Annotated in this window: 15 protein-coding genes and 1 tRNA gene; 7 read left to right on the forward strand and 9 right to left on the reverse strand. The window is 56.8% G+C overall.

The window, feature by feature from the left end:
- Positions 1–69 precede the first annotated feature (69 nt).
- The 3 genes from AC2IAX_RS04805 to AC2IAX_RS04815 all read right to left on the reverse strand — a co-directional run bounded on the left by AC2IAX_RS04805 (position 70) and on the right by AC2IAX_RS04815 (position 3,941).
- On the reverse strand, positions 70–1,278 hold the full coding sequence (locus tag AC2IAX_RS04805; protein WP_494390279.1) for a GGDEF domain-containing protein: 1,209 nt from the start codon (positions 1,276–1,278) through the stop codon (positions 70–72).
- Between the two features lie 254 nt (positions 1,279–1,532).
- Positions 1,533–2,036 (reverse strand): tRNA (adenosine(37)-N6)-threonylcarbamoyltransferase complex ATPase subunit type 1 TsaE, encoded by a 504-nt coding sequence (gene tsaE / locus AC2IAX_RS04810; RefSeq protein WP_494389568.1) that lies wholly within the window; start codon positions 2,034–2,036, stop codon positions 1,533–1,535.
- A gap of 300 nt (positions 2,037–2,336) precedes the next feature.
- Entirely contained in the window at positions 2,337–3,941 is a 1,605-nt protein-coding gene (locus AC2IAX_RS04815) for an NAD(P)H-quinone oxidoreductase subunit 4 (RefSeq protein ID WP_494389569.1), read from the reverse strand.
- 434 nt (positions 3,942–4,375) lie between these two features.
- Between AC2IAX_RS04815 and AC2IAX_RS04820 the strand changes: the two genes are divergently transcribed.
- Complete coding sequence (locus AC2IAX_RS04820) at positions 4,376–5,080, forward strand: Uma2 family endonuclease (protein WP_494389570.1); 705 nt, start codon at positions 4,376–4,378, stop codon at positions 5,078–5,080.
- Positions 5,081–5,182: 102 nt separating this feature from the next.
- Here the strand turns inward: AC2IAX_RS04820 and xseB are convergent, their stop codons facing one another.
- Entirely contained in the window at positions 5,183–5,428 is a 246-nt protein-coding gene (gene xseB / locus AC2IAX_RS04825) for an exodeoxyribonuclease VII small subunit (RefSeq protein WP_494389571.1), read from the reverse strand.
- 194 nt (positions 5,429–5,622) lie between these two features.
- On the opposite strand from xseB, the gene AC2IAX_RS04830 reads away from it, so the two are divergent.
- A complete protein-coding gene (locus AC2IAX_RS04830; protein WP_494389572.1) occupies positions 5,623–6,843 on the forward strand; it encodes a molybdopterin molybdotransferase MoeA in 1,221 nt (406 codons plus the stop codon).
- 55 nt (positions 6,844–6,898) lie between these two features.
- Here AC2IAX_RS04830 and AC2IAX_RS04835 read toward each other — a convergent pair whose 3' ends face one another.
- Positions 6,899–9,043, reverse strand: a complete 2,145-nt coding sequence (locus AC2IAX_RS04835; RefSeq protein WP_494389573.1) for a D-Ala-D-Ala carboxypeptidase family metallohydrolase — start codon at positions 9,041–9,043, stop codon at positions 6,899–6,901.
- Positions 9,044–9,205: 162 nt separating this feature from the next.
- On the opposite strand from AC2IAX_RS04835, the gene AC2IAX_RS04840 reads away from it, so the two are divergent.
- Positions 9,206–10,015 (forward strand): HAD family hydrolase, encoded by an 810-nt coding sequence (locus tag AC2IAX_RS04840; protein WP_494389574.1) that lies wholly within the window; start codon positions 9,206–9,208, stop codon positions 10,013–10,015.
- A 23-nt stretch (positions 10,016–10,038) separates the two neighbouring features.
- Here AC2IAX_RS04840 and AC2IAX_RS04845 read toward each other — a convergent pair whose 3' ends face one another.
- From AC2IAX_RS04845 to AC2IAX_RS04855, 3 genes are all read right to left on the reverse strand, one after another.
- Positions 10,039–10,482 (reverse strand): PIN-like domain-containing protein, encoded by a 444-nt coding sequence (locus AC2IAX_RS04845; protein WP_494389575.1) that lies wholly within the window; start codon positions 10,480–10,482, stop codon positions 10,039–10,041.
- The gene (locus tag AC2IAX_RS04850; protein WP_494389576.1) at positions 10,479–11,180 is read right to left on the reverse strand and encodes a DUF433 domain-containing protein; all 702 of its coding nucleotides are present in this window, start codon (positions 11,178–11,180) and stop codon (positions 10,479–10,481) included. The genes AC2IAX_RS04845 and AC2IAX_RS04850 overlap by 4 nt, the downstream gene beginning before the upstream one ends.
- Before the next feature lie 174 nt (positions 11,181–11,354).
- Positions 11,355–11,426: transfer RNA gene (locus AC2IAX_RS04855), tRNA-Gly, on the reverse strand.
- Between the two features lie 176 nt (positions 11,427–11,602).
- On the opposite strand from AC2IAX_RS04855, the gene trpD reads away from it, so the two are divergent.
- The 3 genes from trpD to AC2IAX_RS04870 all read left to right on the forward strand — a co-directional run bounded on the left by trpD (position 11,603) and on the right by AC2IAX_RS04870 (position 16,617).
- Positions 11,603–12,667, forward strand: coding sequence for an anthranilate phosphoribosyltransferase (gene trpD, locus AC2IAX_RS04860; RefSeq protein WP_494389577.1), 1,065 nt, complete (start codon positions 11,603–11,605; stop codon positions 12,665–12,667).
- A gap of 651 nt (positions 12,668–13,318) precedes the next feature.
- Positions 13,319–15,241, forward strand: coding sequence for a glycoside hydrolase family 9 protein (locus tag AC2IAX_RS04865; RefSeq protein WP_494390280.1), 1,923 nt, complete (start codon positions 13,319–13,321; stop codon positions 15,239–15,241).
- An 83-nt stretch (positions 15,242–15,324) separates the two neighbouring features.
- Positions 15,325–16,617, forward strand: a complete 1,293-nt coding sequence (locus tag AC2IAX_RS04870; RefSeq protein ID WP_494389578.1) for an oligosaccharide flippase family protein — start codon at positions 15,325–15,327, stop codon at positions 16,615–16,617.
- Positions 16,618–16,919: 302 nt separating this feature from the next.
- Here the strand turns inward: AC2IAX_RS04870 and AC2IAX_RS04875 are convergent, their stop codons facing one another.
- Positions 16,920–18,206, reverse strand: coding sequence for a M16 family metallopeptidase (locus AC2IAX_RS04875; RefSeq protein WP_494389579.1), 1,287 nt, complete (start codon positions 18,204–18,206; stop codon positions 16,920–16,922).
- Between the two features lie 414 nt (positions 18,207–18,620).
- On the opposite strand from AC2IAX_RS04875, the gene AC2IAX_RS04880 reads away from it, so the two are divergent.
- Entirely contained in the window at positions 18,621–20,261 is a 1,641-nt protein-coding gene (locus AC2IAX_RS04880; RefSeq protein ID WP_494389580.1) for a GTPase family protein, read from the forward strand.
- Positions 20,262–20,291 lie beyond the last annotated feature (30 nt).

Raw genomic sequence — 20,291 nt, forward strand, 5'->3', positions numbered from 1 at the left:
CAGAATCAACGAACAAAACTAGTCAATACAACCAGCCAGTACAACCAGCCCACAAAACCAACAACCGGGTTAATATTCCAGCCCGTCCATCTCAACACAATTCCCCCCATGCCGACGGGCCCGCTCAAGGGCCCGCAAAGCCGATCGCACGGCCGTATCGGGCAGTTGCTGGAGATCAGGCACCAACGTGCCAATGCCTAAGGATAGGGTCACCTCTGTGCCAGCGGTTGGGATCGGCTCCTGGGCGGATGGAGAGTGATCTATTGGCATTTCGGGAGCGATTTCAGGGGCCACTTCAGCAGCCATTGCAGCCTCAGAACCAGTGACTAAGAACGCATCGGCGAAATCTGCGCTGGCATCGATGTTGGCATTGATCGGCCTGGATGCCTCTTGCTCAGCCTTAACCCGGTCACTGGTGGCGGTGGAGTCGCTTCGTAGCCGATCACGCGTTGGGGGGCAATCCATATCAAGATGCAAAGACGAACCGGCGGTCCAAGGAGAAGCCGGAGCGTCATCGTAGTGGCTTGGCCAATGGTGAGCCGTGGGAGTCATGGGCTGCTGAGTTGCGCAGCGATTGAACTGATGGCGAATCGATTCCGCGACGGCCAAAGCACCGATCGAATCAGTATTGGGCAGCAAAATCAGGAATCGATCGCCCCGATCGCGGCCAACCACATCGGAACTGCGTTGCACCTGTTGTCTTAAGACCGCTGCCAGGTTGTGAATTGTTTGTTGACCAAAGGCCTCGCCTTGGAGATTCACCCAATCCGCCAAATGATCCACTTCGCAGGCCACAATCGATAGCACCTGTTCCGATCGCAGCGCCTGTTGCCAAGTGTGCTGCAGCGCTTCATAGAAACGGTAATGATTCGCCAAGCCCGTTTCCAGGTCAACGCCTTCCAACTGTCGAATGCGGTCTTGGGCCTGGGCAAGGGCCACTTGCAATTTTTCCTGTTCCGCTTCCATCAAAATCAGTCGATCGCGATGTTCATGAAGCCAACTTTCCAGGGCTAATCGTTGGCGCTCCAAAAACTGCAATCGATCGCCATACCGCACCAGCAAGCGACTGGTGAGCCGCACAAACTGCGCACAGTCATCCTGATCGTCCAATTGCGTCAGGGCACTGACCTTCGCCGCCAAGCCACCCGTAAAAGAAGACTCCTGATCCAAGCAGGTCAACAGCACCCAAGCCAGGCGGATGGAGTCTAAGGCCCGACTACAAACCCAAGCCGCAGTCATCCCCGTTAAAAGACTGACCGCCAAGGCCCAGCTCGCCACCTTAGCCAAGGGAAATGGCTCCCAACTCGCCCACAGAAACCAGCCCCCCAAAACACTTAAAAACACTGCCGCACCGACTTTGGTTGGCAGCGATCGATTCCAGTTGATTGGCGGACTAGAGAAGCGCGTCACCGGTTGGCTTACCCACTGAGTTGATCAAGTTATCCAGGACGGGAACGCCATGGGAGTATCGGAGATGAGGAAATCGCATTCACTCAAAGTTCACCTAGCCACAGACCAGCGCCCACCCTCCATCATTCCTGATTCAGCGTGAGTCCGCCCAAATTTGCGCAAAGATCTTCAAGATGTTGAGGGTTCCAGCCAGGCACTTCACCCACCACCTCAATCCGCACTTGACGGCCCGTGATGCCCGATCGCAAGGCCACTTGGAGATAAGCGATCGGCAGTTCCGGCAACCGCTCCGACCACTCGATCGCCACAATGCCCGCAGTCACCTCGCCCCCTTCCCAATATTGCTCCAGGGCCAACGGCTCCACCTCTTCCGGACTCAACCGATAGAGATCAAAGTGATACAGCGGAATCGAACCCTCCAAATATTCATTCACCAGCACAAAGGTGGGACTCACCACCGGCTCCGCAATGCCCAGCCCCGCCGCCAAACCTTGCACCAGCGTTGTTTTGCCAGCTCCCAACTCTCCATCCAGCAGGATCACCGCACCGGGCCGCAAAATCTGCCCGATCGCCCGGCCCAGGGTTTGAGTTGCAGTCGCATCTGCCAAAAAGAATTCCAGAGTCATTGCACCAAAGTCGCCGGATTGCCAAAGAAAACCATTACCGGGAAAACCCAAGGATTAGTCAAGGTATGAACAAGGTATGAATCAAGAGGTGAGTCAACGGTATCTGTAAGTATCCATAAAATTATCGCCACAGAATTCCATCAAATCAGAACCGCGCGGCTGCTGATGGGCAATCAAAACAAAATCCCGATTCTTCACCAGGGAAAAATCGGGATTACGGAATCATCTCATCGAGATTTGTCAGGGATTCGTCACCCCCTCAGGGGGAACATTGAGAGCCAGACCCTTAGCTAGCGATCCTTAGTTGGTGCGTACCGATGCCGCCAACTCCGTATCCGCCAGCTTCGGAGCATTCAGCACCGCTGAGTAGAATCGGGAATCCTGGGTCTTTGCCACGATCGCGAAGCTGCTCCGCACCCGGCTAGCCACTTCCGTAGACTTCATTTCATAGGTTTGGGTTGCCAGCTTGGGATAGATGCCCACACCCACGATCGGGGCCAACAACACCAGGGCGATCGCCAGTTCCCGCAGCTTCAGATCCGACCAGTTCACCTCAGTCAGAGCCGCGTTTTCCTTGCCGTAGAAAATTTCCCGCAGCATCGACAGCAAGTAAACCGCCGAGAGAATCACACCCACCGCCGCCAACACCACCACCGTGGCCCGGAACGGAGCGCTGTAGACTTCGCTGGTGGTCAAGCCGAGGAACACCGTCAGCTCACCCACAAACCCGCTCATGCCGGGCAGAGCCAAGGAAGCCATGGTCGTCGCCACAAACAGGGCGAAGGTGCGGGGCATCTTTTGACCAATGCCGCCCATGTCGTCGATCGAGAGGGTGTGGGTGCGCTCGTAGGTTACGCCCGTCAGGAAGAACATCGCCGCTGCAATCAACCCGTGGGAGACCATTTGCAGCACCGCGCCGCTCAGTCCCACATCGGTAAAGGAAGCAATCCCCAGCAGCACGAAGCCCATGTGAGACATTGACGAATAGGCAATCCGTCGCTTCAGGTTCCGTTGGGCAAAGGCATTCAGCGCCCCGTAGATGATGTTCACCACGCCCAGGATCGCCAAGACCGGCGCGAAGTAGATGTGCGCATTCGGCAGCATCTCCATGTTCATCCGAATCAAGCCATAGCCCGCCATCTTCAGCAGCACGCCAGCCAACAGCATCGAAACAGGCGTGGGCGCTTCACCGTGGGCATCGGGCAACCAGGTGTGGCCCGGGAAAGCGGGCAGCTTCACCAAGAAGGCGATCGAGAAGGCCGCATAGAGCAGGAGTTCCGCCGTCAGGGAGTAGTTCTTCAGCCCCAAGGCATCCATATCAAAGGTGACCGGGCCGCCCGAGAAGGCCATGGCCAGCGCCGCCACCAGGATGAACAGGGAAGCGAGGGCCGTGTAAAGAATAAACTTGGTGGCAGCGTAGCGGCGCTTCGCACCACCCCAAATGGAGATCAGCAGGTAAACCGGTACTAACTCCAGCTCCCACATCAAGAAGAACAGCAACAGATCCTTCGATACAAACACCCCGAGTTGGGCGCTGTACATGGCCAGCAGCAGGGTGTAGAACAAGCGAGGTTTCTTGGTGACGTTCCAGGAAGCCCCGATCGCCAGGGTGGTGACCAAACCGGTCAGGGCCACTAGCGGCATGGAGATGCCATCGATCGCCAAAGACCAGTTCAGTCCAATTTGCGGCAGCCAAGCGTAGGTTTCCGCCAGTTGAAATTCAGTGTTGGTGAAATCAAACTGCCCGAAGCAGGTGTAGGAAATCAGGGCCAATTCCACAATGCCCACCGCCAGCGCATACCAACGGATCGTTTTGCCGTCGCGATCGGGCAGGAAGGGAATCGGCAGTGCCGCCACCAAAGGCAGCAGCGTAATCAAACTTAACCAGGGAAATGTTGCGTCCATTGACTCCACCCGGCTGCAAAGGTCGGGTATGAACTCGATGAGGGAGAGGTAGGGATAATTACTCACCTGGTTTTAGTTTAATAAACTTTACATACAGTGACCAATCGTTTTTTCTGATGATTACGATTTGTTTCAAAAAGTTAAGTTCATGTCTGCAATCGATCACCCAAGGGGATCGCCTCGGGTGATCGGCAAGAATTGATCGCTGGACATTCTGAACCTTGAATCGCCACGCAACCCCACCGTGCGCGGCGGCCCAGCAACTCGACTGCTGTGGGAAATGTGCGAGTGAGGTGATTTACCACGGATTAGCCTTGGTGCAACCCGCAGCAGCGCCCTGCTCCCAGCAGAGATTGCTAGAATCCAAGCAGTCGATCGCCCACTCTTCCCCCGCCATGGTTGCCATCCAGCCCGGTCGCTCCCCTAACGCCGCTGTGACTGCTTCAGCGCCCCAGCCGCAACGGTTTAGCCCCGTGGCGGAGGCTGACCCGACCCTTTGCGAGTTTGATGAGGCGACAGAGACTGATCCTGACGATTGGCAAAAGGCAGATTGGGAGACTTATCAGCAAGCGATCGCCCAAGCCAGTGAGAAAACAAAAGGTTATTATCACGACGGAATGATGAGGCTCGAAATGTCTCCCGTCGGTAACCCCCACTCCCGCGACCATTCGATCGTGATCTACGCGACGTTGCTGTTTGCAGCGCTTCGAGACTTGCGCGTCGATGTTCACGACAACTGCACCTATCGCAAAACTGGCTTGCGAGAAGCGCAGCCCGATGTTTCCTTGTATGTAGGCGATCGCGTGGGATCGCTGGACTGGGAAACTAAAATTGTGGACTTGGATCAGTTACCGCCGCCGGACTTGGCGATCGAAATTTCTGACAGCACCTGGCCCGATGATTGTGGGCGCAAACGCTTGCTCTATGAAGATTTGGGCGTGCGGGAATATTGGGTGGTGAATGTGCCGGAGGCGGTAATCTTCGGGTTTGAAATTATTGAGCGCGGCAGTCGGCGAATCCAAGAATCGGCGGTGTTGCCGGGTCTGAGTTTGGATATTTTGGAAGAGGCCCTGCGGCGATCGCGCGAGGCCGACCATGGCCAAGTCAGCGCTTGGTTACTCCAACAATGGCAGGCTTAAGAACAGTTTTTAACAAAGGCACAGACGGGGAAGGGCGCAAGGCGTTGCGCCCCTACGGATGGATTACTTAAATTACTGATTTTGCGATCAGGAATGCCTGGCTTATTCCAGATCGAGGTTGTCCAGTGTTTCGATCGCTAAGCTCACCTGAGCCTGTCGATCGCGCAGGAATCGATCGCACTGTTGCAGGCGATCGACCGCAGCGGTGAATTGATCAAAAGCTTGATCCAAATCCAAGTCGCCCGTTTCCAGTTGCCGCACGATCGTTTCCACCTCGGCCATGGCCGTTTCATAGTGCCAATCGGGGGCGGTTTCAGGAGAACTCGGTTGGGCTTTGGCTCGGGGCATGATCAAAAAGCAATAGCTAGCAGGTAACAGATCGCAGTCCTAGACAAGGGGTTTCAACCCCTTGCCCCCAACGATATCGCATTCTGCTGAGGCGGTCAGGGTGGAGACGGGCGAATGGCGATCACCCATTGTGGGAATTGTGGCAACGGGCCGGGGGTTTTAAACTGACGATCGCTCCCTCGCCCAAGTCACCCATGATTTCCGCCCAAGAAGCCGAAGCGATCGCCCTACGGATCACGCCGCCAATCATCGACACCGAATCGATCGCCAGCGTGGCGGCCCTGGGGCGGGTGTTGGCGGAACCGGTGCGATCGCGCTTGGACTTTCCCCACTGGGACAACTCCGCCATGGACGGCTACGCGGTGCGCCAAGCTGACCTGGCCCAGGGGCCAGCGGAATTGCAAATTATTGAAACAATTCCGGCGGGGGTGGCTCCTCAACAAGCGGTTGGGCCGGGTCAGGCGGCACGGATTTTCACCGGGGCGATGATGCCGCCGGGGGCCGATGCGATCGCGATTCAAGAGGACACGGAACCGGCCGGGCCCGATCGAGTAAAGGTGTTGAGCCAGCCGGCCGCTGGGGAATTTGTGCGGGCCAAGGGCATGTTTTGCCGATCGGGTGATCAGATTTTGCCCGCCGGGTTGGCGATCGGCCCCGCTGAATTGGCGGTGTTGGCGGCGGCCCAGTGCGATCGGGTCACGGTGGTGCGACGGCCGCGGGTGGCGGTGTTTTCCACGGGTGATGAACTGGGCACGATCGATCAACCCCTGCAACCGGGGCAAATTGTTGATTCCAATCAATACGCCCTGATCGCTTTTTTGCAACAAATGGGCGTGGAGCCGATCGCCCTGGGGGTGGTGCGGGACGATCGCGCCGCTTTGAAAGCTGCCGTTGAACAGGCGATCGGCCAAGCAGATTTAGTGCTGTCCACGGGGGGCGTGTCCGTGGGGGACTATGACTATGTGGATGCGGTCTTGGCGGAATTGGGCGGCGAAATTCACGTCAAATCCGTGGCCGTGCGGCCCGGTAAACCCCTGACCCTGGCCACCTTTGGCCCCAAGGTCTATGTGGGCTTGCCGGGAAATCCCGTTTCGGCCCTGGTGGGTTGTTGGCGGTTTGTGGCTCCCCTGTTGCGGAAGCTGTCGGGGCGATCGGGCCCCCACGGGGTGCAATGGATAACGGCGCGATCGGCGCAGGATCTGCAAGGGGCCGGGCGGCGAGAAACTTACCTTTGGGGTTCTTTGCAAATCATCGAAGGGCAACTGGTCTTTAGCCTGGCCAAAGGCAGCCACAGTTCTGGCAACCTGATCAACCTAGCGGGAACCACCGCCCTGGCCCAAGTTCCCCAAGGAACCAGCGAAATCGCGGCCCACAGCGAAATTCAAGTGTTGCTTCTTGGCGGAGCCGTTGGGTGATCCCTTGACTGAACCCGATAGACCTCCCCTGCCATTCCCTTGGTTGGATCACTCATTAATTGGTGTAATTCCACCGGGCCCGATATCCCCGATTATCCAAATGGGTGAAGGAGGAGCCATAGCCTAAGCCACCGGGCCACCAGGGATCCAAAATCCGTTGGGCCGCACGCGGCGACAACCCCGCCACCACAAAGTCCACCCCATAACCCCGAATGTGGGTTGAGTTGCGGGCCCCACCCACAGCCCGATTCACGGCCGGGGGCCGATACCAGCTCGTAATGGTGATGGTGCGATTGCCCAGCCGGGCCCGCACTTCCTGCATTCGCCGGGCCATGGCGATGATGTTTTGGGTGATGGTGGAATTTTCGGGAATCCGCGTGCCATCTTTGGTGGCTTCACCCCAATTAAAGTTACCGCCCGCAATAATCGGGTCACGCGTCCAGACCGTCCCCAGCCCGGGCACTTGAATCCGTCGTCCCCGATCGGGCACAGGGGACGGGGTGGGAACCGGGGTGGGCCTGGGGACAGGCGCGGGCACGGGGGCAGGCACAGGGGTAGGCGCGGGCGCAGGCTGGGGATCCCGAGGCGAGGGATAGTCATCCACATTCAGCAGGGTGATGTGGCCTTCAAAAATGAACCATTCCAGCCGGTTATTAATGGGTTTCACCAGCCGAATTCGCAGGTGATCGCCCACATCCTCGTAGCTGCGAATTTGGAACTCTCCGGGGGAAAGGGCCACCTTTTCCGCATTTCCCAAGCTGCTGGACTGTAGGGGGCGGGTCTTGAGGAAGGTACTGGTTTTCACCAACATGGTGGCCGGTTCCAAGAAGTCCGCATGACCCCGGTAAACAAACCATTCCCGCCGATCGCGGATTGGCTCCACGGTCAGGATTCGATAGTGGGTTCCTTGCTCGATCGAGTCAATCAGCGACAGTTCCCCGGCAGGCATGGCGGCCACTTCGTTTCGGGGCAGGGCGCTGGCCTGAACCGGCTGACTTTTGAGGACGGTGTTCTGTTTCAGGATCATTACCTGCCATTGCATGGTGCGCAGATCCGTTTCCAGGGAGCCGATCGCGGCCTGCTGGGTTTCCAAATTGCGCCACAGTTGCACCAACCGAGTTAAAGCCCCCTGTTGATTGGGTGTGGCTCGGTAGGCGGCTGGCAACCGTCGCAGAAAAGAGAGCAATTCCCGATCGAGCTGGGCAGCGGCGGTGCTGGCTTCGGGGGCCGCCGGATTCGCAAATACAATCGGATTCACCCCCAAGCTGGTGAGGGCCGCGTTGCGATTCTCCAAATCTCGCCACATGCGGACGGTTTCGGTGGCCGCATTGCGCTGAGTGCCGCTACCGGCGTAGAACTCCGGAACCCGCAGCACAAAGGCCAGCAGGGCCGGATCGTAATTACGGGGCAACAGACTCAAATTACTGTCGCTGAGGGAGGCGATCGCCGATTGGCGTGAATCCAGTTGCCGCCAAATTTGCACCAACCGCAGCAGGGCCTCTCGCTGGTGCGGAAAGCCGGAATAGTTGGGCGACAAACGTTGGATGAAGGTGACTAAGGCCGTGTCAAGAGCGGTATCGGTGTAGTTCAAGGCTGGCAACCCCAGGGAAACCAAGGTGTCCTCCCGGGTGGCCAGGCCGCGCCAAATACGGGTCGCCTCAAGCAGGGCTTCCCGCTGATGCACATAGCCTTGATAAAACTGAGGCAGGCGCTCAATCGTGTCGAGCAGTGCCCGATCGATGGTGAAGGTGCTGCCGGTGAGGGTGGTACTGGCGGGGGCAATCTGGGTCGATCGCTCCAAGGTACAAAATTGGCGATAGGCGGCCGTCAGCCGATCGAGCGAGCAACCGGCCAGAATCGGCCCGCCAGTGGTTTTGTCTTCAAAGCCCCGAGCCAACACGGCCAACACTTCAGGGCTATATTGTCCAGCACTCACCTGCCAGATTCGATCGGCCTTCCAACCGGATTGGATTAAAGAATCCGTTAACCGTCGCACCAACAGGGCCGCTTCCATCAACTGATCCGGTAGGCTGTCCACCTGTTCTTGATCCGCGCTGGTTAAGCCCAACCCCCGTTCCCCTTCTGGGGTTGGCTGATCATGGGCTTCCTGGAGCGCGGGCAAGATGGGCATATGAATTCCCGCTCGCTGGGCAGCCAGGTGGAACAGATGCGCGTCCCGATCAAGTGCGGTGGTAGCCATGGGTACAGCCAATCCGTTAAATACGTTTACAGGGTTGAGACAGCCTTGAAGGTAGCGTTGCAGGCCTGATCAGAGTGTGTTCAGGCAATGTGGAGATCGCGCCACTTGCGGCAAAAACATTCCCCACTGTACATTGCGGTATTTGCAAACGGGTCGATCGCTATGCCCTTGTCTCCTCAGTCCTCACTGGCGGCGATGGCCGCTGCTCTGGCTCCCGGCCTTCGGGCGATCGCCACCGATATGGACGGTACCTTGACCCGATCGGGTCGATTTTCCAGCCACCTGTTTTTGGCCTTGGAACGCTTGCAACAGGCTGGCATCCCCGTCCTGATCATCACCGGGCGATCAGCCGGTTGGGTGAGCGCCCTGGTGGAATACCTGCCGATCGCAGGGGCGATCGCGGAAAACGGCGGTCTGCTCTATCGGCGCGATCGACCCGAGGGCCAATGGCTAGTGGATGTAACCGACCCGATCGCCCATCGCGATGCTTTGGCCGATGTTTTTGGCATCCTCCAAACGGAATTCCATCACCATTTTCCCCACCTGCACCCGGCCCCCGATAACCGCTTCCGAATCACCGATTGGACTTTTGATCTAGCGGATTTACCGGGCATTGATCGCCAAACCCTATTGGCCATGGGGGAATCGCTGGCGGCCTTGGGCTGGGGATTCACCTACAGTGCCGTGCAAGCCCACATCAAACTCCCGGCACAAAACAAGGCCGCAGGACTCCAACGGGCGATCGAGCTGTTGTGGCCCGGTTATGCCCTCGATCAAATCCTGACGATCGGGGACAGCCCCAATGATGAAAGTCTGTTTGACCCGGCCCTTTTTCCCCGCTCCGTCGGTGTTGCCAACGTGCGTCCCTACCTCAGCGAGCTGATTCATCAACCGGCGCACATCACTCCCAGCGCTGAAGGAGAAGGTTTCTGCGAACTAGTGGCAGCTATCCTCGCTCATTGGGTCAATTAAACCTCTATGTTCGAGGAATTTTCTCAAAGATCCAGCAAGTCTCTCCCCTTCAATAGCTTGAGCAACTGGGTACGATTTTTCCAGAGTTCAACTCTGCCATCTCTGTAGATTTTGGCAATGAAGGGCGCTTGGTTGCCCTGGCTGAACCGTTCCAATTTAGGTAACACCTCAACAAATAGGGCCGCCATCTGCTGACGGCCCAAGTTGCCTGACACCAAAATAAATACCCTTGCCTCGGCACGGGCGATCGCCCCCAATTCCAGCTTATTGGTTCCAATTGCCTCATCTTTGGTCAGCACAACCCAACCCCGATCGCCCACCACCGTCAACCACTCTGGATCAGGGGTATTTTGGGCAAAGCAATCGCCATGATGCTCAACTTGAGCACCCACTTCCCTGAGAGCCTTGGCCACCGACTTTCCGAGGCACCAATCGATGAAAAAAATGGGGCGATCGGCTGGAGTCACGCGGCACGATTTTGAGCTTCAAACTGAATAGCGGCCTTAATTTGTTCAGGAGAGCAGTCAAACTCCTCTGCCACATCGTCGATCGAATCACCCGCATCAATCAGGCTAACAATGGCAGCAGTAGGCACTCCCTGGCCTGCAATGACCGGCTTACCAAACCGAATGGATGGGTCGAGGAAAATGATTTTGTCAGTTCCTGGCTCAGGAACCCACTCAATGATGGGAAAAAATCGGTTGGCGATCCCCTCTGCGTTCCACTCAATGCGGGTCAGCAGGTGTTTCAAGGTTTCGCGCATGGCAAGCTGGCCCGATCGGGAAACATTGACCAGCCGATCTACTTGGTCTACAAACAAATCAACCCCATCGGTTTGAAACCGTCTCATCACCAATGGGTGAGCCGTGTCAAACTGCTGGCTCATATAATCTAGGGCATGGCGAACTTTATCAAGCTTGACCTGATGGGTTTCACGAATAATTCGCAAAACATGAGCCTCTACCAGGTTTGTGAACGAGAGCTGGGGCAGAGCTAAATCGGGCCGCTGAATCAGTGGCTCAAACGCTTGTTGACCAATCTGGGTGGCATAGGAACGCCCGTTAAGCCAAGAGCGCAGCGTCACAACTGGGATACGCAAATACCGCGCAGCGTCCGTCACCGAATACGCTGGGGTGTTATGGATATCGTCATCCCACTTCACCATGTGTTGCCCAAAATAGTTTTGCTGACAAAACGTTATCGAATTTTTGCTGAAGGCCGAGGCAGTGCCTAGCCAGGGCTAATTAATCACAATGATGCCATTGCAGTGATCAGGAAACTCGCTCAAGCAATCTGAGCGATTTGTTGGTTACCTGAAATCGCAGTGTCGCAGAAACTAAGCGGGTGATGGGACTCGAACCCACGACATTCAGCTTGGGAAGCTGACGTTCTACCACTGAACTACACCCGCGCGGTTGTTACTTTACCCCAATTGCTTGACTTTGAGCCACTGAATCAACCTCTAGCCAGCCCTTCAGCAAGGGGGGATTGATGGGCTGATTCTTGGCTTGGGGGGCCCGGAATTTTGAGCGCGGATAGTATTCTAGCACTGGACTTTCTCGCGCGATCGCCCCTGGAGCTTCAGTTATGACTGCCGCCGCCACGACCTTTGATGGGCCCACCCTGTTGAAGCAACTGCTCGATCGAGCCTCCCTGTCCCAGGCTCAGGCCGCTCAACTGATGCAGGCTTGGTTGGATGATGGGCTGGCTCCGGCCCTGTCAGGCGCAATTTTGGCTGCTCTCCAGGCCAAAGGCGTAACGGCGGATGAGCTGGCTGGGATGGCCCAGGTTTTGCTGAGCCAATCGGTGAGTGTGACGGGCGATCCGCTGCCCAGCCCCTCGATCGACACTTGCGGCACGGGTGGCGACGGCGCTTCCACCTTCAACATTTCCACGGCCGTCGCCTTTGTGGCCGCCGCCGCTGGGGTCACGGTGGTGAAGCACGGGAACCGGGCCGCTTCCAGCAAGTCGGGATCCGCCGATGTGCTGGAAGCATTGGGAATTCGCCTCGGAGCTGATCCCGCCCAAATCCAAGCGGCGGCGCACCAGGTGGGGATCACGTTTCTGTTTGCGCCCGGTTGGCATCCGGCCATGAAGGCCGTCGCGCCCATTCGCCAAGCCCTGAAGGTGCGCACCGTGTTTAACCTATTGGGGCCCCTGGTGAATCCCCTGCGGCCCACGGGCCAGGTGATCGGCACTTTCAAAAGCGATTTGATTGAGGTGATGGCTGGGGCCCTGAATCGGCTGGGCACTCAGCGGGCGATCGTCCTCCATGGGCGCGAAGGCTTGGATGAAGGGGGATTGGCGGATGTGACCGATCTGGCGGTTTTGGCCGAGGGGTCGATCGCCCGCTTGGAGTTGGATCCGGTGGCGGCCGGCTGTGCGGCCGCGCCCACGGCCGCCTTGGTGGGCGGTGATCCCAGCGAAAATGCCGAGATTTTGCGACAAGTGCTTCAGGGTCAAGGCTCGATCGCCCAGCGGGATGCCGTGGCCCTCAATGCGTCCCTGGCCCTCCAAGTGGCCGGGGCGATCGCTGAGCCGATCGGGTCGCCGGAAGCCTGTGCTGTTGGTGTGGCTCGGGCCAAGGAAATCCTGGCGAGCGGGGCCGCTTGGGAAAAACTGGTGGCGCTACGAGAATTCCTGCAAGCCTAAAGCTGATGAGAATAAGAGGGCGATCGGGCGGGATTAGGGCTGATTTTTGGCGGTTCTTTTCCTTCCCGATCGCAGCCCGTTGGCATTGTTACTAGATTTCCAGAAAGTTTATGCAGAAAAATGATGTGAATCTGGAAACCTAATTTGTGAAGATTCGGTTAACGACTGCTTTCAAAAAAAGATTAATCTAAAGACTATCCCCCTTCAGGGCCCGGACGCTTTTTTCATTAGTATGATAGAAAGACTAGGCGAATTCAGGTGGCATTGCGCTCAACCCAACTTCAAGCTAAAAGTTTGGGAATTAACGAGCACCACAGCCTTGACCCATTTGAGTGATTGAGAATAACCATTCATGGGTTCAACCATGATCAGTTTTCCAATCAATTCAATTACCATTTTTTCTCTGTTGTTTAATTTGATACATACCGAAAACATCAACAAAGCTTTTCAGCATTATTTCATTCAAATATTTTGAATTATTGATTAATTTTGAATAGCTCCATTCATTTTCTTGAATAGTTAATCTCATTTTTCTTGAAATTATGACTTGAAATTATGATCTGAGATACCTTCCTAGAATTCTGATCTCAGTCGTCCTGCCTAGCAATGAAATTTGGTTAATAGCACCTGTCCCAAGGAGAAAGGTTTGTGATGCAGCGTTGGAAGTGGGTTTGGCTGGGTGGAGCGTTGCTAGCGGGGCTAGGGATCATGGATTTTGGGTCTCAATCCTTAGCGAATCAATCGCTGTTTCAATACACCATGCAGGCTTGGGCATCACTGCCATTCAACGGGGGAACTGGGGGTGGTAATGAACCCATTCCTCGAATTTTGGTGGATCAGTTTGGCTATCGACCTCAGGATCCCAAAGTGGCGGTGATTGCCTCTCCGCAGCGGGGTGAAAATGCCAACCGAGCCTTCACGCCGGGATCAGTCTATGAAGTCAGAAATACCTCCACCAATGCGGTGGTTTTTTCGGGTGCGCTGACCCCTTGGAATGGGGGGCAAATCCACGGTCAATCGGGCGATCGGGCTTGGCATTTTGATTTTTCAACCGTGAAACAATCGGGAACCTATGTGGTGGTTGATCGGGAACGGGGTGAGCAATCATTTCCCTTTGAAATTCAGAGCAGTGTCTACCAAAAAAAACTGATAACCGCCACACGTGTGTTTTATTACCAGCGGGCCGGTTTCAACAAAACGGGTTCTGTGGCTGGGAAGTGGCAAGATGGGGCGGCTTTTTTGGGCCCCAATCAGGATTCCCAGGCTCGATCGGTCAGTGCCAAGGACGATCCCGCCACGGCCCGCGACTTGCGAGGGGGATGGTTTGATGCCGGTGATACGAACAAATACAGCACCTTTGCAGGCCCCGTGGTGAATCAACTGCTGACGGCCTACGAAGAAAACCCCCGAGCTTTCACCGATCGGTTCAACATTCCCGAATCGGGCAACGGCATCCCCGACCTGATTGATGAGATTAAGTGGGAAGTGGATTGGCTGAAGCGAATGCAGGAAGACGATGGCGGCGTATTGATCAAGGTGGGCGTGCTGGATCACAATGCGGCCGATCGCCCCAGCCAAGATCGTCGCCCCCGATATTACGGGCCCGAATGCTCTTCCTCCACGATCGCCACGGCGGCCGCCTTTGCCCATGCGGCCCGTGTCTATCGGCAGTTTCCCGCCCTGCAAGGGGAGTCCCGAGATTTGGAACAACGGGCCATTCGGGCTTGGAACTGGTTCCAGCAAAATCCTCTCAAGACCGATTGCGACACCCAGGAAATTAAAGCCGGGGATGCCGATCGCCCGATTCCTGAACAACAGGGCAACGCTGCCGCCGCCGCTGTTCACCTGTTTGCCCTCACCGGCAACCCCGACTACAGCACCCAACTTGCAAAATATCTCACCGCTTCCCAGCCTTGGAACGACAACGTTTGGGGTCGGTATCGGGCCCACGAAGGCGATGCGCTGCTGCTTTATACCCGCTTGCCAAATGCGGATGCCGCCTTGGTCAAGCAAATTCGCGATCGATTTGTGAATATGGTGCGCACCCAAACCCAGGCCTACGGCTTGCGTATGGATCTAGATCCCTATCGGGTGTCGCTGCCCGATGAGCAATATCACTGGGGCAGCAACCAAGTTCAAGCCAACTATGGCAACAGCAACCGAGATGCCATTCGCTATGGCGCAGTGCCCGATCGCAACACCAGCCTACAGGCCCGAGCCATGGCCCACCTGCACTACCTCCATGGCGTGAATCCCTTGGGGTTTGTTTACCTCACCAACATGGGCAGTCTGGGAGCCGAGCGATCGGTCACCAGCATGTATCACGAATGGTTGGGGCGTGGCGAGTATGAACGGGTTGCCCCCGGAAAACCGGGCCCGGCTCCCGGATATTTGGTGGGCGGGCCCAACCGCGACTACACCGGCAACCAAGAATCCGTGAAACAACAGCCCATCCAAAAGCGCTATCTCGACTCACCCACCGGCTGGCCGGTGAATAGTTGGGAACTCACGGAACCAGCCATTTACTATCAAGCAGCCTACGTTCGTTTGCTGGCCAGCATTACCAGTCCGTAATCTTTTCCAGAGGTTTTGTGTAGCGACGGTGTTAGTTTGGGTGCAATTTTCTACTCCTTTTCACTCTTCACTCACTAGCCCCTATGCCCAACCTTCAAGGAGTCCTGCAACGTCTGCGCACCACTCTGGGGAAATCCTCGGTGCAAGACAATCTCTGGATGATTGCCGCCAGGGTGATTAGCGTGGCGATCCAGGCGCTGTACTTCATCTTTGTGGCGCGGTTTTTGGGATCCAAAGAGTATGGCGAACTGATCGGGGTGTTGTCCTTGGTGGCCATGCTTTCGCCTTTCGTTGGGGTTGGCTATGCCCACTTGTTGATGCGGACGGTTTCGCGCGATCGCAGCAGCTTCCGCACGGAGTGGGGAAAGTCCCTATTCGTTTGGGGCTGGTCTTCCCTGCTGGGCATTGGGTTGGTGATGTTGCTGGCGAGTCGAATTTGGGGCAGCCAAGTTTCCCCCTGGTTGGTGTTGTGGATGGCCCTGGGGGACTATTGGGGCGTTTGTCTGCTGGAATTTAGCAGTTCGGCGTTTTTATCGGTGGGGGTGGCAGCTCGCCCAGCCCAGCTCAAGGTGGTTTTCAGCGCCGTGAAACTCTTGGCGGTGGGGGCCCTGTGGCTGGTTCCCGACTGGCGATCGGCGGAAACCTGGTCGATTTTTTACTGCATTGCGTCAGTGTTGCCGGCCCTTGCGGCCTTTGTGTTGGCCAGTCGGCAGGCGGGCTGGCCCCTTTGGCCCAAACCCAATTGTGATTGGGAATTGGGTCAAGGGTTTTACTTTTCCATTGCCGGTTCCGCTGAAACGATTAATGCCAATGCGGATAAGACCTTGCTCTCTAGCTTGGTGAATGAAGAGGCTGCCGGGATCTATGGGGCGGGCTATCGGTTTGTGGATGTGGGCTACCAGCCGATCTTGGCGATTGGTGCGGCGAATTATGCCCGCTTTTTTCAGGCGGGCACTCATGGCATTGACGGCAGTATTCAATTTGCCAAGCGCCTGTTTCCGCTGATCGCGGGCTACGGGGTGCTGGGGGGATTGGGGATGTTTTTCTTTGCTCCGGTGGTGGAGTGGATTTTGGGATCGGAATATCGCGAGGCGATCGGGGTGTTGCGTTGGTTCGCCCCCGTGCATTTGATTTTGGGAATGCAGTATTTGGCGGCCGATTGCCTCACCTCTTCGGGCCACCAGGGACAACGGAGCTTAATTCAAGTCACCGCTGCCATTTTGAATGTGGTGCTAAACCTAATCTTGATTCCGTCCTATTCCTGGGCGGGGGCCATTTGGGCGACGCTGGCTTCGGAAACGTTCAAGATGGTGGGGCTGTGGGGAGCGGCGGCCTTTTTCTGGCGGCGCGAGTTGGCCATGAAGGCCAAGGGCTAATCCATGGGTTAATCCACGGTTAGGCGTTGGTTGCTGTGCAAACCGATTGATTTTCGGACTGGCCAAGCATTAATCATGGTGGGCGCAAGGGACTAGACCTCTTGCGCGAATCAGCTAACAGCCCTCATCCCCCAACCCCTTCTCCCAAGGAGGGCGAAGGGGAGCCAGAAATCGGGAATAGCGACGATTTTGTTGTTAGTTGTCAAGTCCCTCTCCCGACTTGGGAGAGGGATTTAGGGTGAGGGTTTTGATTGATGCAAGAGGTCTACTGAAACCCCTTGTCTTGGTCGATCGATCTCGCTCTAGGACGGAACCAGGGTAACCATGGCATAGCGATCGGGAGAAAGATATTTTTGCGCCACCCGTTGCACGTCTTCGGGGCCCACGGCCTGGATCCGATCGGGATAAACCGTTGCTTCTGGCAGTTGATCCAGCAGGCCGTAGTAGCCATAGAGGCTGGCGAGTTGGTTGGGGGTTTCCGTGGCGAAAATATAGTCGCTGCACAGAAGACGCTGGGCCCGCTTCAGCTCGATCGGGTTAATGGGGTGATCGCGCAGTAGGGCCAGGTGATCACAAATGCAGGCTTCCACCACGCCCACATCTCGCACATCCAGCCAAGCGCCGATCGTCAGCAAGCTGGCATCCCGTTGGGCACTGGCTTCGCAGTCGATCGCCAAAACCCATTGCCGGTCTTCACGCAAATCGCTGACCAAGCGCGAGGTGCGCCCAATGCCGAGAACGGTGGCCAGCACTTCCAAAGCATAGGTATCGCCAATGTCCTGCAAGCTGGGCCCCGTCCAGGCCATCATCACCCGAGCTTGCTCCAGATAGGGCCGGTGCAGTTCTTGGCGATGGACGGCGGCAATCGGCGGAGTTTGCCCGATCGGCTGAGGAGGACAGGCTTGGGGCTGACCAAAGGCCGCAAAGGCCGATTCCATCAAGTGACGGGCGCGATCGGGCGGCAACCCTCCCACCAGGGCCACCACCAGATTTTCCGGTTGGTAGTGACAGGCATGAAACCGCCGCATCTCAGCGGGCGATCGCTTCATCAAGGATTCTTCACTGCCCAAGACCGATCGCCCATAGGCATGATCCGGATAGACCCGCGACAGCAGCATCTGAAATCCCACCCAATCGGGGCTGTCATAGGCCTGGCGGATTTCTTCGAGCACCACCGATCGCTCCAGCTCAAATTCCTGGTCGGGAATCGTCGCATTCAGCAACAACTCCGCCAAGTGGGGCAAGGTGGCTTCCGCATGTTCCACCGCCGTGGTCACAAAATAATGGGCATAATCGTGACTGGTGGCGGCGTTGGTGGCTCCGCCGCGACTCTCGATCGCCCGGTCAAATTCCCCGGGGCCCAACCGGTCAGTGCCCTTAAAAATCATGTGTTCTAGGAAATGCGCCATCCCGTCCCAGGCGATCGGCTCAGCCACAGCCCCCGCCTTTACCCACACATCCATGGTCACCGCTGGGCTAACGGGCACATAGTGATAAACCACCCGCAAACCATTGGCCAATTGCCACAGTTCCGGCTGTTGACGGTTGGGGCGAGGAGCTTGCTCAGTTCTCCAAGGACTCTGTACCATCCGATCGCCACTCCTAAAACACAACTGGGATCCGCCATCGTAGCCAGCACCTTTTATCAGGAACCGATCGATTCGCTACAAAATCTCAGTTCTCTAGTTTGGCGGGCGATCGCTTCCCCAGACCAGGGCTGAGTGTTCACCCGTCATCACCCGTAACAAATGCCATTGAATGGTAGGAGCGGTGTAGGAATTGCAGGCAATCTTCAGGCGCTAGAACTGTTCTAACCGATTGAAGCTGCGATTTTGAGAGATTGAATGCTTGGTTTAAAGTTATGCTTTGGATTGTTGAGATTTGAGTGAATTCATTAAATTTCAAGCGAAAAATTTCCAGTCAAACTTTAAAGAAATTCAAATTTCACGCGCTCCCCGTTCAAGGCCCGTTCAAGACAGCAACCACTGCTAACCATTGCTGATATGCCGGATTTTGATTCCCCCGCTTCTGAACCAACGGAAATAAAAGCCTCAGGGGCCGATCGCCCGGTTGATGAATCCTCGTTGGGGGCGATCGAGTCGCCGGGAGTCATGCCAGAAAACACAACGGGCCAAGATGCAGAATCGTCCCCAGAATCGATCGGGGAGTCGCCCCACGAGCCGCAGCGCCCGGGACTGTGGACAACTGCTTGGCAATCAGCGAAGGATCGGCTAACGGCCTTGAATTTGCCGAATTTACCCAGCTTGCCCAACTTGCCTACGGAATTGCCCAATTTGCCCCGCAATTGGTCGGTAAATTTGCCCAAACTGCCCAATTTGCCCAAGAATTTGCCGAATCTACCCAAGAATTTACCGAATCTACCTGCCGCCCTAGGTCATCTCAAACCCGGCGAAACCCTGGCCCAGGGCGTGCAATCCCTGACCCAATGGTTCAGCGTCAGTGACGATCGGGTGGCGGCGGTGTTGGCAGAAGTGCGGGCCCAACTGCCCACCACGGAAGTGACCCTGTTGGGAAAACCCCAGGCGGGCAAAAGTTCGATCGTCCGAGGGCTAACGGGGGTTTCGGCGGAAATTGTCGGCCAAGGCTTTCGGCCCCACACGCAACACACGGCACGCTATGCCTATCCTTCCGATGAGTTGCCGCTGCTGATTTTTACGGACACGGTGGGTTTGGGGGATGCGGAACGGGACAGCCAGGCGATCGCCCAAGCCCTGCTGACGGATTTTGACGAAGATCCCGATCGGGCCAGAATTTTGATCCTCACGGTCAAGATCAACGACTTCGCCACCGAAACCCTGCGGCAAGTGGTCGCCACCCTGCGCCAACGCTATCCCGCCGTGCCTTGCCTGTTGGCGGTCACCTGTTTGCATGAGGTTTATCCAGCAACAGTTGAAGATCACCCGGCGGATCCCCTGAGCTTGGAGGCGGTGGCCCGGCCCTTTGCGGCATTGCAGGAGGCCTTTGCGGGTCTGTTCGATCGCGCTGTGCTGTTGGACTTCACCCGCGAGGAGGATGACTATCACCCCACTTTTTACGGTCTGGAAGCCTTGCGCGATGCCCTGGCGGATTTGCTGCCGGAAGCCGAAGCCCGCACCATCCATCAATTGTTAGATTCGGTTTTGGACGGGGAGCCGGGCCGCCAAATCAGCAACCTCTATCGGGATGTGGGGCGGCGTTATGTGCTGGCCTTTGCGGCGGCGGCGGCGGCCGTTGAGGCCGTGCCCTTGCCCTTTGCGTCCATGCCGGTGCTGACGGCGTTGCAAGTTTCCATGGTTGGCCTATTGGGACAGCTCTATGGCCAAAAACTCACCCGATCGCAAGTGGGCGGCATCATCAGCACGATCGCGGGCGGATTTTTGGCCCAGGCGATCGGGCGGGAGTTGGTGAAATTTGTCCCCGGCTTTGGCAGCGCGATCGCCGCGTCCTGGGCGGCGGCCTATACCTTGGCCCTGGGAGAGGGGGCCTGTGTCTATTTCGGAGACTTGATGGGCGGCCGCAAACCGGATCCCGATCGGATCCAGGCCGCCATGAAAGCCACGTTCGATCGAGCATTCGATCGTTCTCGCTTCGATCGATCCGATCCCGAGCCAGCCGACACACCCAACCCGCCACCGGCCCCCTAGGGTCGATCGCTCAGGTAGGGGTTGGGAGAC

Source organism: Limnothrix sp. HT2024, assembly GCF_059138625.1.